Origin of the sequence: Neptunomonas sp., assembly GCF_041601355.1 — a bacterium.
In the GTDB taxonomy this organism is placed as follows: domain Bacteria; phylum Pseudomonadota; class Gammaproteobacteria; order Pseudomonadales; family Balneatricaceae; genus Neptunomonas.
Genome location: NZ_JBFIIH010000030.1, coordinates 23746 through 35941, shown reverse-complemented (window position 1 = coordinate 35941; position 12196 = coordinate 23746). Strand labels below are relative to the sequence as shown.

The 12196-nt window shown below is 48.2% G+C and carries 13 protein-coding genes, 1 other RNA gene and 1 pseudogene; 7 read left to right on the top strand and 8 right to left on the bottom strand.

Translation table 11 applies throughout. From position 1 onward, the window contains the following. From ABY436_RS07090 to hemC, 3 genes and pseudogenes are all read right to left on the bottom strand, one after another. A pseudogene (locus ABY436_RS07090) lies at positions 1-584 on the bottom strand (hypothetical protein); the annotation flags it as partial. Beyond that, positions 581-1405, bottom strand: coding sequence for a uroporphyrinogen-III synthase (locus tag ABY436_RS07085; RefSeq protein WP_372738295.1), 825 nt, complete (start codon positions 1403-1405; stop codon positions 581-583). The gene ABY436_RS07085 and the pseudogene ABY436_RS07090, both read right to left, overlap by 4 nt. Next, positions 1386-2330: a hydroxymethylbilane synthase gene (gene hemC / locus ABY436_RS07080; protein WP_372738294.1), complete on the bottom strand. Its 945-nt coding sequence runs from the start codon at positions 2328-2330 to the stop codon at positions 1386-1388. The genes ABY436_RS07085 and hemC overlap by 20 nt, the downstream gene beginning before the upstream one ends. A gap of 185 nt (positions 2331-2515) precedes the next feature. Between hemC and argH the strand changes: the two genes are divergently transcribed. Next, positions 2516-3910 carry an argininosuccinate lyase gene (argH, locus tag ABY436_RS07075; protein WP_372738293.1) on the top strand — a complete coding sequence of 465 codons (1395 nt, stop codon included), beginning with the start codon at positions 2516-2518 and terminating at the stop codon, positions 3908-3910. A gap of 184 nt (positions 3911-4094) precedes the next feature. Here the strand turns inward: argH and ABY436_RS07070 are convergent, their stop codons facing one another. Continuing rightward, on the bottom strand, positions 4095-4607 hold the full coding sequence (locus tag ABY436_RS07070; protein WP_372738292.1) for a glycine cleavage system protein R: 513 nt from the start codon (positions 4605-4607) through the stop codon (positions 4095-4097). Positions 4608-4684: 77 nt separating this feature from the next. Between ABY436_RS07070 and ABY436_RS07065 the strand changes: the two genes are divergently transcribed. Then, complete coding sequence (locus ABY436_RS07065) at positions 4685-5596, top strand: AEC family transporter (protein ID WP_372738291.1); 912 nt, start codon at positions 4685-4687, stop codon at positions 5594-5596. A gap of 226 nt (positions 5597-5822) precedes the next feature. Then, positions 5823-5957: a hypothetical protein gene (locus ABY436_RS07060; RefSeq protein ID WP_372738290.1), complete on the top strand. Its 135-nt coding sequence runs from the start codon at positions 5823-5825 to the stop codon at positions 5955-5957. A gap of 61 nt (positions 5958-6018) precedes the next feature. On the opposite strand, the gene ABY436_RS07055 is transcribed toward ABY436_RS07060, so the two are convergent. The 4 genes from ABY436_RS07055 to ABY436_RS07040 form a co-directional block, all read right to left on the bottom strand. Beyond that, on the bottom strand, positions 6019-6597 hold the full coding sequence (locus tag ABY436_RS07055) for a 5-formyltetrahydrofolate cyclo-ligase (RefSeq protein WP_372738289.1): 579 nt from the start codon (positions 6595-6597) through the stop codon (positions 6019-6021). A 39-nt stretch (positions 6598-6636) separates the two neighbouring features. After that, positions 6637-6814: non-coding RNA, 6S RNA (gene ssrS, locus ABY436_RS07050), on the bottom strand. 107 nt (positions 6815-6921) lie between these two features. Next, positions 6922-7236, bottom strand: a complete 315-nt coding sequence (locus ABY436_RS07045) for a cell division protein ZapA (RefSeq protein ID WP_372738288.1) — start codon at positions 7234-7236, stop codon at positions 6922-6924. Continuing rightward, positions 7233-7442, bottom strand: coding sequence for a TIGR02449 family protein (locus tag ABY436_RS07040; RefSeq protein WP_090730428.1), 210 nt, complete (start codon positions 7440-7442; stop codon positions 7233-7235). Before ABY436_RS07040 ends, ABY436_RS07045 begins: the two co-directional genes overlap by 4 nt. 155 nt (positions 7443-7597) lie before the next feature. On the opposite strand from ABY436_RS07040, the gene ABY436_RS07035 reads away from it, so the two are divergent. The 4 genes from ABY436_RS07035 to ABY436_RS07020 are packed head-to-tail and all read left to right on the top strand — an operon-like array spanning position 7598 to position 12080. Then, the gene (locus ABY436_RS07035; RefSeq protein WP_372738287.1) at positions 7598-8185 is read left to right on the top strand and encodes a UPF0149 family protein; all 588 of its coding nucleotides are present in this window, start codon (positions 7598-7600) and stop codon (positions 8183-8185) included. 14 nt (positions 8186-8199) lie between these two features. After that, entirely contained in the window at positions 8200-9546 is a 1347-nt protein-coding gene (gene pepP / locus ABY436_RS07030) for a Xaa-Pro aminopeptidase (protein ID WP_372738286.1), read from the top strand. After that, the gene (gene ubiH / locus ABY436_RS07025; RefSeq protein WP_372738285.1) at positions 9543-10793 is read left to right on the top strand and encodes a 2-octaprenyl-6-methoxyphenyl hydroxylase; all 1251 of its coding nucleotides are present in this window, start codon (positions 9543-9545) and stop codon (positions 10791-10793) included. The genes pepP and ubiH overlap by 4 nt, the downstream gene beginning before the upstream one ends. A 9-nt stretch (positions 10794-10802) precedes the next feature. Next, entirely contained in the window at positions 10803-12080 is a 1278-nt protein-coding gene (locus tag ABY436_RS07020) for an FAD-dependent oxidoreductase (protein ID WP_372738284.1), read from the top strand. Positions 12081-12196: the final 116 nt, after the last annotated feature.

Below are 12196 nucleotides of genomic sequence, written 5' to 3'. Positions count from 1 at the left end.
TCTTTGCGCGTGTTAGTCTGTTTAGCGGTCACTTGTTGAATGCTTTCTGTCAGACGTGTTTGTAACTCCTCAATCCCCTGCTGTTCTTTTGAAGATTGGGACTGTAGTAGCGTGAGGTTCTGATTAACCGAAGCAACCTGAGAGGTGACCAGTGATTTAGTATCGGTTAGCTGAGAGTTAACATCGGCAACGGCCTTACTGACCTCCTGCTTCAGGTTGTCAATGCTAGCACTGTCGTTTTGCTGGTTCTGCATTGACTGCCAATATTGGTAGCCCGTGCCGCCTAACGCAATAATAGAAATTATAAGTGCTAGTTTTCCTGGCCAGGTAGCGCCTTGTTTTTCTTCGGCGGGCGGGGCAGGAGGAGCCGGTTCTTTTTTAGCAGGCTCGGGTGTCAATTCGGGCGTTTCGCTTTGCTCGTTGACAGCGTTTTTTTTGTCGATGTCTGATTCAACAGTCGTATCCGCATTGCTTTCAACAGGTTTGGCTTTATTTTGCTTTTCTGTTTCTTGCTCCATCGGGGCGGCTTTCGGCTCAATGACAGCGTCTACGGTTGTTTGTGTTTTTTTCTCGGTGTGTTTCATTCGTTGGTTTCCGAGTCGTTAGCTGAATTTAGCGCTGTCACCATGGATAGATCATCCGGTCCTTGCGCAACCTTTATTCGCGTAAATCCTAAGTGTCTGGCCTGATCAGCTATTCGTTCACTGGGCACTACAAGGTTAAGCTGATGTAGTGAATCGCTGCTGAACTGTTTTTGGCGACCTTGTGCAACTGTAACAAAATTGCTAAGAGCCTCGCCACTGGTAATCAGGATAGATGATAAAGCAGAGTTATAAATAGTACTTTTGATAAGGATATCATCATATTCGGGACATTTTCGTTCGTAGAGGTTGGCATATTCTACGTCCGCGCCGCGCTCCGATAAGGTTTCAGCGAGTGTGGTACGCCCGCCGGACCCTCTTAAAATGAGAATTTTTTTGCCTTTGATATCGTGCAGATCTGTCAGAGTCAGCATTGCTTCTGAATTAAACCCGCTGTTTGAGTGGCATGCGGGGATATCTTGCTGATTAAGAATGTGGGCTGTTTTCTGGCCAATGGCGTACCACTGGATGCCGTCAGGCATTTGTGGCCAAAATTGATCGATCCAGTCTAATGCGAGGTGAGCGGCATTGGGGCTGATGCAGACGATGATGGTGTATTGGTCCAGATTCATCATCTGATTTCTTAACAGCGCATAGCCTGGGTCTGCTTCCGTTATTGGGCATATTTCAAGTGCCGGCAGATGAACGGCTACCGCTCCGCATTCAGCCAGCAGGCTGATTTGTTGTGCGGCCTGATGTGCGGGGCGTGTAACGAGAACGCACTGACCGTGTAAGTCTGGTAGATCAGCCTTTGTTGGTTGCATAGACTTCGCTCAGAATTTCATCAGCACCGGCCGCTAACAGGCGTTCAGCTACCGCTATACCTATTTGCTCTGCTTGATCCGGATGTCCGCGCATCTCATCGCGTAGCACAGTCGTGCCATCAGGCCGGGCGACTAAGCCGCGCAGATAGACTTCATCTTGCTCCTTATTAAGGACTGCGTGACAGGCAATCGGGACCTGGCAGCCACCTTCAAGGCGTTTGTTCAACGCGCGCTCAGCCAGAACGCACCATGCCGTTGCCTGGTGATGCAATGGGGCAAGCAAGGCAATCGTTTCCGCATCATCGAGACGACACTCTATACCTACGGCGCCTTGTCCGCCCGCAGGTAGGCAGATGTCGTCAGGTAACTCGCTACGGATACGCTCTGGCAACCCGAGGCGGATCAGGCCGGCAGTTGCCAGAATAATGGCATCATATTGGCCATCATCCAGTTTACTAAGACGCGTTTGTACATTGCCGCGCAGATCCTGAATTTCAAGATCCGGGCGTTGTTCTTTCAGCAGGGATTGGCGTCGTAGAGATGAGGTTCCCACGATAGCCCCTTGCGGAAGATCAGAAAGGGAGTTGAATTTGTTAGAAACAAATGCATCGGTTGGCTTTTCGCGAGGGCAGATAACCGCCAGTCCAAGCCCCTCAGGAAACTCCATAGGTACGTCTTTCATGGAGTGAACCGCGATATCGGCACGGTTTTCCAGCATGGCGACTTCAAGTTCTTTAACAAAGAGACCTTTACCACCTACTTTTGCCAGAGGTGTGTCCAGAATTTTGTCGCCACGTGTTGTCATGCCCAACAGTTCTACCTGAATGCCCGGGTGGTGTTTCTCTAACTCAGCTTTTACGTATTCCGCTTGCCAAAGTGCGAGGAGGCTTTTTCGGGTCGCGATGCGCACAACTTTTTGATGCATAGTCCAGTCCTGAGGTGAAAACGACAATGGGCCTTATTCAGGCGAATGCAGCGATTGTAACAGATCATTTTGATTCTGGGTCTTGCATATATCAACAGAACACGCATCGGGAGTCAAAACTGCTATAATCCCCCGCAAATTATGACCAGAACGGTCTGTAAAGTGTCTATAGTGAGGTCCTGAATATGAGCAGCAAAACCAACCAGCAGTGGGGTGGTCGTTTCAATGAGCCAACGGATGCGTTTGTCGCGCGTTTCACAGCGTCAGTTGAGTTTGATCAACGTATGTATCGACAGGACATTCAAGGTTCGGTTGCTCATGCCACCATGTTGACGGAAGCCGGTGTGTTGACGGTTGCAGAGCGTGACATGATTATTCAGGGCCTGGCTGAGATCCGGACTGATATTGAGGCAGGTCGTTTTGAGTGGTCCATCGCTTTGGAAGATGTTCATATGAACATCGAAGCCGCGCTGACTGAAAAAATCGGCATTACCGGTAAAAAATTACATACCGGACGCTCTCGTAATGACCAGGTGGCCACTGATATTCGTTTGTATCTGCGTGATGAAATTGACCTGATTCTGTTGGAGATTACTCGTTTGCAGCAAGGGTTGCTGGGCTTGGCGGAACAGGAAGCCGATACCATCATGCCAGGCTTTACTCATTTGCAAACAGCGCAGCCGGTAACATTTGGCCATCATTTAATGGCGTGGTTCGAAATGCTCAGTCGTGATTATGATCGATTTCTCGATACCCGAAAACGCGTCAATATTATGCCTCTGGGTGCTGCAGCTCTGGCAGGGACCACTTATCCGATTCAACGTGATATTACCTGTAAATTACTGGGCTTTGATACGCCGGCAGAAAACTCATTGGATGCTGTATCTGATCGTGATTTTGCCATTGAGTTTTGTGCAGCCTCGAGCATTTTATTAATGCATATGACACGCATGTCTGAGGAGCTGGTGCTGTGGACTTCAGCGCAGTTTAATTTTATTAACCTGCCAGACCGTTTCTGCACAGGTTCCTCTATTATGCCGCAGAAGAAAAACCCGGATGTACCTGAGCTGGTGCGGGGTAAAAGCGGACGGGTTTATGGGCACCTGTTCAGCCTGCTTACTTTGATGAAGTCTCAGCCCTTAGCTTACAACAAGGATAATCAGGAAGATAAAGAGCCGTTGTTCGATACCATCGATACCGTTAAAGGTTGCCTGCGTGCTTATGCCGATATGGTGCCGGCATTAGAGTCACGCAAGGAGTATATGCGTGAAGCAGCGTTACGTGGTTTTTCTACGGCAACAGATCTGGCTGATTATCTTGTTAGAAAAGGCATGCCTTTTCGTGATGCGCATGAGGTGGTTGGCAAGTCAGTTGCCTATGGTATTGAAACCGGCAAAGACCTGGGGGAGATGTCATTGGCCGAGCTGCAGAAATTCTCAGATACCATTGCTGATGATATTTTTGACGTACTGACGTTGGAAGGCTCGGTTGCAGCGCGTAACCATATTGGTGGCACTGCGCCTGATCAGGTAAGAGCCGCTGTTAAACGTGGCCAGGAAAAACTCACACAGAGAGTCTAGTCTCTTCCTTTAGCCATAAGCGGGTAGTTGTCGCGGAGCCGGTGGCGTTTTTCTAGTCGCCGCTTGTATAAAGCCTGAATTCAGCTTGCCAGCATTTTGTTATGCTGAGAATTCCGGTTTCAGGCTTTATTGTATGGACTAGATTGTATGGACTAGGTAAATTTAGCGCTTTTACTACAGGCGTCTAATTTAGAGTAATGTCGACCATCAGGTCACTGGCAATGGCTTCAATTGCGCTTTGTAAGTCATCAAAGTCGATGTTGTCCGGCGCTAGTAATTGTGCTTCTGCCTTGAAAAGTAATTCAGCTGACATTGAGCCGGAGATCAGTTCTGTCGTCAGGTTTTCAACGTTGATATGACGTTTGGCCAGTGCTTGAGATATTTCGCGCACTATGCCTGGTTTGTCGTGGCCAATCAGTTCAAGTGTAAAGGGCTGTAGGGTGCTCGGGCGCTCTTGTTCATCGGCCGTCTCGGCGATGATTTTGAGTCCGGACTTTTGCAGTGTCTGTAAAGCGTCTGTTAAATCGGATGCTTTTTCGTCCGGTACGCTGATAACCAGGATCCCGGCAAACTTGCCGCCCAAACGCGACAGGGCAGATTCCAGCCAGTTACCATCATGTTCTGCAATGGTGTTAGACAAGTGTTCTACGAGTCCAGGCCTGTCTGGTCCGATAATGGTTAAAATTAGCGATGTCATATAGTGAGTTCCTTCCTATAAAGTATTATCGAGAAGCTACGACTAAAAATAATGAAAGTAAAGGGTAGTACACAAATATGCTCTCAGTACTCAGTGCATTATGGCCTGTGTTTGCGCTCGTTCTTCTGGGTTTTGCTGGTCGTAAGATGGCGTTTCCGGGAGATGGGTTTTGGCAGCCAGCAGAAAAGCTAACTTACTTCGTGCTATTTCCGGTGTTGCTGGTTAATAAGCTGGGTTCATCCGATATGACAGGGGTTTCAGTTTTTGAAATAAGCATTGCTGTTAGTTTGTTATTGTTGATCGGCTCGTTGTCGTGCTTTTTGTTACGCCATTGGCTGGTGTTTTCCGCGGCAGGCTTTACGTCGTTTTATCAGGGCTCAGTCCGGTTTAATACTTATGTCGCTTTGGCCGCTGCGGCAGCACTCTTCGGGGGGCAGGCTGTGGCGATATCGGCGGTTATTATCGCGGTTATGATTCCGCTGATAAATCTGCTGTGCGTTATTGTCTTTTCTACCCAGGTGTCCAGTTCACAGGGTGTTCGGGCGCTGTTATCCACTTTGCTGAAAAATCCGTTAATCCTCAGTTGTCTGTTAGGCATCGCTTTAAACATTAGTGGCTTAGGTGTGCCGCAGATGGTTTCTTCTGTTGCCGGGCTGTTGGGGAGTATGGCATTACCTCTGGGATTATTAGCGGTAGGCGCTGGTCTGAATATTCACGCTTTAAGGGCCGTTCAGTCTGCTGTATGGGTTTCATCCTTGATTAAGTTGCTGATATTTCCGTTAATTATGTACATTATCTGTACCGTGATGGAACTTTCTCAATTGATGACAGGTCTGTTGTTGGTCTTCTCGGCTGTGCCAACCGCTCCGTCAGCCTATATTCTGGCAAGGCAGTTGGGAGGAGATGCTGAGATGATGGCGGCCATCATCACCGGGCAGGTATTACTGTCGATGATCACGTTACCTTTTATGCTCGGCATACTGATTTAATATGATGATAACGTTAAAAAGTTGCCAAATTCTGTAAAAATCCGATAATTCAGTCAATATTTGAGTGTTTTTTTAGTATTATTTGAGTTTTTCCGGAATATACGCGTATTTGTCGCTATAATACTAATTAAGCATTTGGTTATTTATGCATCTAAGGAATAGTATGCGTCGTATTTGCCGAACCTATGAAATTAAACGCAATTATAAATAGAAGAAACAGTGATATATGAAAAAAGGTCCTGATTTAGTCATGGTTCTTGTAACCGCTTTTGTTGTTGGTTCAGTTCTGACGGGTATGTTTTCTCATACTGATTTTCAGTTCGCATCGATGGTTGAGCAGGTTTTTAGTCGCCAGGGTTGATCCCTTTTGCTCAGTCCTGAGGGCAGGCTTGGGCATTATAGTTTGCATAGAATAGATAAGGTTAATAACACCTGGCATCAGTAACAATACAGGAAAGCGGTACATCCCAGCTTTCTATCGGTAGCTTTTTTACTTTTTGGAGATCATGCGCCAGCCCGATTAATCGTGGCCGCTGTGCATTGTATTGTCTGATAAAGCTGAACGTCCTGTCATAATAGCCTCCTCCCATACCAAGTCTTCCTCCTTGCTCATCAAATGCGACCAAGGGCAGCAGCACGATGTCCAGCATTTTTGCCGGGCGAATGAAGCGGTAAGGTGATTTAGGCTCCAGAATGCCGTAAATATTGCGTGTCATCAGGGTGCGGTGGGTGTATCGGACAAACCATAGTCGGTTATGTGACAGCGGATGAAGTACTGGCAAGTAGACATTTTTTTTCATTTTCCAGCACCACTGCACTATGGGCGTCGGATCGAGTTCTCCATCATTTGGCAGATAAATCGCCAGATGTTTGGATTTGTGAATATCCGGGAGTTTTTTTATGACTGTCAGAAGCTTGTGAGCCGCTGCTGCTTGTTGCTGGGGGGATAAAGCGCGTCGTTTTTGACGCATCGATTGCCGAAGTGTGCTGCGAGCGTCCATTTAGCTATTAAGACTCCTTATTTAAGGCTCCTTATTATGAGACTCCCCAAGATGCCGTTACTGGTTGTGGCCCTGAACCCGAAGGTTCAAGGAGGAGATCTCCGAAGTGAATAAGGCTTTCCGAAGACGGACATGCACACATCACTTGCTAGAAAAATCCATACTGGTAATTATCGGCTCGAGGGACGTAACCAATTGACGAACACCTCAGGGAGCCAGATCATTATAACGCGTTTAGCGCTAAAGTCAGCTCTTGTATTTTATTTAAAACATGCTAGGAGCGCCCGTTAACTAATTGAAATATATTAATTTAATCTAATATTCCTATTCGTTAAGGTCTGTTTTTTCAGTGATGGCTAATGAGCTATCAATTTTTTTGTTAAGTTTCTGAATGCGTTCGTCAAACTTTTCCTGATGTTCGGCCTTGCTCTTCAGCAGTTCGTGAGACAGGTTCAATGCAGTCATTACGGCAACGCGTTCAAGCCCTAAGACTTTGCCGGCATCACGGATCTCGCGCATTTTTTTGTCCAGAAAGTCAGCTGAAGTAAGAAGTTCATCTTCCGCTCCTTCGGGGCAGCCGACCAGGTATTCTTTATCCATTATTCTAATGGCGACTTTGTGGCCTCGGTCATTACTCATGAGCTTTGCTCCAGTGTTTTCATACGCTGAATCATTTTTTCAACCTGTACACGGGTTTGATCATTTACCTGGAGAAGGCGCGCTTTTTCTTGCCGGGCCTGTAGTCCGGTTGCCAGTAGATGCTGGTTTTCCAGCTCGAGCTGTGTGCAACGGGCGAGTAGTTGGTCAATTTTTTGTTCAAGTGCGATAAAGTATTGGTTTGTCATTCGGGAATCCAACATAAAGTCTAGAGTGGACTATAAACAGGCTGCTCTGGAGGGTCAATCGGGTCTGCATAGCTCTGTATAGGTTACAATGCTAGGATATTCAAAATATATTGAATTGTGTGTCTGCAAAAACGTTAAAAAGAGAAGAGTGAACGATGCTGGAAGTGAATGAAGAGTTGATAGGTTTTGATGCGATTGCGAATCTGCTCGTAACAGAAAATGTTTTTATTGTTTCTCCCTCTGAGTTGCATGGTTTATTAGCGGGGCAGTTGGCATCCGGTGCCAGGATGACGCCCGATATCTGGCTGAGCACAGTGTCTGAATTGCTTGAAATTGACAGTTTAACTCAGGAAGGCAGCAAGGTCGGGCTTATTGGACTTTATCAGCAAACGCTAGGGCAACTGGAAAGCTTTGGTCTTGAGCTGGCGATGTTGCTACCAGACGACGAAGCAACATTAGAACAGCGTGTCGAATCATTGGGGCGCTGGTGTCAGGGCTTTATGACGGGGTTTGGTTATCAGGGCAAGCAAACTGACCGGTCATTGTCTGATGAAGCGAAAGATGTACTACGTGATTTATCAGAAATTTCGCAAGTAGCGAATGAAGTGGATGACGGTGAGGACAGTGAAGCCGATTTCATGCAGCTGGAAGAGTATGTTCGTATGGCGGTATTGATGTTGTTTGCCGAATGCAATCAGTCGAGTGACACCGTCAGCATTGCTGATGCCCCCAAAATGCACTAATGGACACTATTAATATGAAACAGCCATGTATCAGTCAGCGTGAATTTGCTGAGCGGCGCGAGCGTCTCGCTGCCCGGTTACCTGTTAATAGTATGGTTGTTGTGCCGTCAGCTACATTACAGCATCGCAATAGTGATGTTGAGTCTCCCTTCAGGCAGGACAGTGACTTCTATTACTTGAGCGGATTTGATGAGCCTGATGCGCTTATTCTTATATCCAATCTTATATCCAAAGGTAAATCAGTCCTTACCTATACGCTATTTTGTCAGCCGCGGGATCCGCAGATGGAGGTCTGGAATGGTTATCGCGCCGGGCCTGAGGGAGTGCTGGTCGACTACCTTGCTGATCGATCGTTTTCTATTGATGAGGCTGATGAGCGTCTGCCAGAGTTATTGGACGGCATCGAATCGGTTTATTTCTGCATGGGCACTCACTACCAGACTGAAGTCCGGGTTGAGCATTGGCTGAAATCGATGCGCAAGAAGCGCCGTCAGGGTGTAAGTGTACCGTCGCGACTGGTCGAGCTGAGCCCGGTGTTGCATGAAATGCGCTTGTTTAAATCGGCGCAAGAGATTGAGGTGATGCGTGCATCGGGTGAAATATCAGCGCAAGGGCATGTGCGTGCCATGCAAAGATGCCGTCCTGGCTTGATGGAGTATCAGTTGGAAGCGGAAATCATCTATCACTTTATGCAGCATGGATGTCGTTTACCTGCTTATTCCAGCATCGTTGGTGGCGGTAAGAATGCCTGTGTGTTGCATTATATTTCGAATAACAAGGTACTTCGTGACGGTGATTTGGTGCTCATTGATGCTGGTTGTGAAGTGGATTACTACGCCGGGGATATTACGCGTACTTTTCCGGTCAACGGGCGCTTTTCAGAAGCCCAGCGAGCCTTATATGAGTTAGTGCTCAAGGCTCAGTCAGCCTGTTTGGCGGCGATTAAGCCCGGTATCCCTTGGGAAGAAACACATGATATTTCGGTGAGTGTTATCACGGAAGGTTTAGTGGAGCTGGGCATTCTTAAAGGAAATCCGCTGGAGTTAATCGATTGCGGTGCTTACAAAGCCTTCTATATGCATCGTCTGGGTCATTGGTTAGGTATGGATGTGCATGATGTCGGTGATTATAAAATTGAGGGGGAATGGCGGTCGTTGCAGCCGGGCATGGTGATGACGGTTGAGCCGGGTATCTATATTGCACCTGATAACGAAAGTGTTGATGCATGCTGGCGGGGTATTGGTATTCGTATTGAAGATGATGTTTTGATTACTTCACAGGGTTGTGAGGTGTTGACCGCGTCAGTACCAAAGACAGTGGAAGAGATTGAAGCGTTGATGGCTGTGGCGAGACAGGCATGAACACACACTACGATATCGTTATTATTGGTGGGGGCATGGTCGGAGCAAGTCTGGCCGCTGCGTTATTGCCGATTGCCAAAGAGCTTGACCTTCAGATTGCTGTGGTTGAATCGATGCCTGTGCCGACAGATGACCTGAGTCATTATCAGCCTAGTTATGATGCTCGCGCGACGGCGTTGTCTTATGGCACTCGCAAGCTTTACGAACAAATTGATGTCTGGCAGGCGATTGCCGCACATGCCTCTCCTATTCAACGTATCCATGTATCCGACAAAGGGCATTTTGGGGCGACACGCCTGAATGCTGAAGAGGAGCATGTGCCTGCACTGGGCTATGTGGTAGAGAATCATTGGCTGGGACGGGCGTTGTTACATCATATACAAACACATCCGAATGCTGACCAGTTACGTTATTTCTGCCCGGCGGAGGTTGTCAGTGTTACGCCTGTAGAAAAAGGGATGCAGTTATCCATTCAGCGGCGAAGTGAAACACTGAAGGTGTCCGCTGACTTGGTCGTAATGGCGGATGGTGGCCGTTCAGATCTGCGGGAGAAGCTGGGTATTAGTTATCAGCAAGTGGTTTATCAGCAGCATGCGGTGGTGGCTAATATCAGCCCTGATCGTCCCCATCAGGAGATTGCTTATGAACGCTTTACCGATACCGGACCGTTAGCGCTTCTGCCTTTGCAGGATCAACAGGATATGGCTCGCTGTGGTTTGGTATGGACAGTCCCTGATGCTGAGCTGGACAGCGTTATGGCGCTGGATGATGCCGCGTTTATTGCTCGCGTTCAGGAGCGTTTCGGCTATCGTGCCGGGCGGTTTATTCATGTCGGTGAGCGCTTTAGCTATCCGCTGAAATTGGTACTTGCGGATGAGCAGGTGCGTCCGGGGTTGGCCGTGCTGGGTAATGCCGCACATGCGCTGCATCCGATTGCCGGGCAGGGGTTTAATCTTGCTTTACGCGGTGTGGTTGAGCTGGCTCAGTTCATTATCGATGCTCGCCGTGGCGGAGTGTCTGTGGGTGATGCTGAAATGTTGCAGGCTTACCATCAGTCGCGTGTGGCTGATCAACAGAGAACCATCGGTTTGAGTGATAAAACGATGAAGCTTTTTTCTAATCATAATCCTATGCTGGCATTGGGGCGTGATCTGGGTTTGCAGTTAATGGATATCTGTCCGCCCGTTAAAACACTGTTTGCGCGTGGAGCGATGGGGTTAGATGTACCAGCACCACGCCTGAAATAAGGTAAAAGAATGACATTACACACAGCGGATATCGTTATTGTCGGTGCAGGCATGGTCGGTTTGACGGCGGCGTTGTCGTTGGCTGCATCAGGACAGAAAATAGTACTGTTGGAAAATCGTGATGTTAATCCCGCGACAGTGGCTGATGAGGTTGGTGCACAACAAGTGAATGGTTATGACCCGCGAGTCAGTGCGCTAACGTGTGCTTCTCAGCAGTTGCTCACGCATGTCGGCGCCTGGCCTTACATGCAGCAACTGAGGATTAGCCCCTATACGGATATGGATGTTTGGGATGGCGAAGGGAGTGGCCATATTCACTTTTCATCGCGTGATCTGCACGAGCTGGCGTTGGGGCATATTGTTGAAAACCGCGTCAGTGTTGCCGCCTTATATCAGGCAGCGAGTCAGGTGGATAACCTGACATTGGTGGGCGGGGCCGCTGTCACTCAATTGTCGGAGCCTGAAAGTGCGGGCGACACTTCCTACCGTCTCCTCAGCTGTGCAGACGGAACACAATGGCGTGCCAAATTGGTGGTTGCAGCCGATGGTGCACTGTCGAAAATTCGTCAGCTGGCTGCTATTCCTATGTGGGAATGGGATTACGGGCACCATGCGATCGTCACCACTGTTCGTACCGGGCAACGTCATCAGTCGACAGCATGGCAACGATTTACAGAAGATGGTCCTTTGGCATTTTTACCACTGGATGATCCGCATTGCTGCTCGATTGTCTGGTCAACTTCGCCGGACCATGCCGCATCATTGATGGAATTAGATGATGACGCGTTTTGTGCCGCTTTAACACGTGAGTTTGAAAGTCGTTTGGGTGCTGTTCTGTGGGCTGATCAGCGCTATGTTTTCCCGTTACGCCAGCGTCATGCTCAGTATTATGTGCAGCCAGGTTTGGCGGTTATCGGTGATGCGGCGCATACCATACATCCACTGGCCGGGCAGGGCGTTAATCTGGGGTTGATGGATGCCGCTGCCTTAGCTGAGCAGGTTCTGATCGCGGTTGAGCGCGGCGAGGATATCGGTTGTGAAGCTGTACTGAAGCGTTTTCAACGCCAGCGTCAAGGTGCTAATCTGCAGATGTCAGCCGGCATGGAAGCTTTCAAGCAGTTGTTTGGTCATCAACAACCAGTGCTTAAATTGATCCGTAATATCGGTATGAATACGTTAGATAAGCTTTCGCCGTTGAAGCAGCATATCGTTATGCAGGCGATGGGCTTAAGTGGCGATGTTCCATTGCTGGCGAAAAGGCCGCTTGATCACAGTGAACCTCTGTGAGCAGTACATATGTCACAAGGTGGCCTATAAGGCATAAGTAGTAGGGCAGGCATTTGAGTGCGTTCAAAGATTGATCTGTCTTTAAAATCACTATAAATTGGCAACCCCTTTTTTCA